General features: G+C 34.0%; 1 protein-coding gene. It reads left to right on the top strand.

The annotated features are described in order from the left end of the window. Positions 1-567: pyruvate formate lyase family protein (locus COL3_RS26605; protein ID WP_278286716.1), on the top strand; the 567-nt coding region annotated here is incomplete at both ends.

Below are 567 nucleotides of genomic sequence, written 5' to 3'. Positions count from 1 at the left end.
GCTTATGATTTAATAGTAGAAGAAGTTAAAAAGGGAATAATAGATGTTGCAACTGACAGAGTATCAGGGATTGACAATTACGAACCTGGATATATAGATAGAGAAAATGAAGTCATTGTAGGGCTTCAGACTGATGCACCACTTAAGAGAATTGTAAATCCATTTGGCGGAATGAGAATGGTTCAAAGTTCACTAAAGGAATATGGATTTGAATTAGATTCAGATATTGAGAAGCATTTCTCGAAATATAGAAAAACTCACAATGAAGGTGTATTTGATGCATATACAAAAGAAATAAGGGCTGCAAGAAGTGCAGGACTTCTAACAGGTCTTCCAGATGCATATGGTAGAGGAAGAATCATTGGTGATTATAGAAGAGTTGCTCTTTACGGTATAGATTACTTAATAGAAGAAAAGAAAAAAGATCTTGATAACCTTAATGGGGACATGCTTGATGAATTGGTGAGAAAAAGAGAAGAAGTATCAATGCAAATTAGAGCTTTAGGTGAAATAAAATCAATGGCAGCTAAATATGGAATTGATATATCTAAGCCAGCATCAAATGCA

The sequence above is a fragment of the Clostridium sp. LS genome (genome assembly GCF_002760435.1).
Classification (GTDB): Bacteria; Bacillota; Clostridia; order Clostridiales; family Clostridiaceae; genus Clostridium.
Note: the sequence above shows the minus strand (reverse complement) of the source record. Positions and strands in the feature narration are given on the sequence as shown.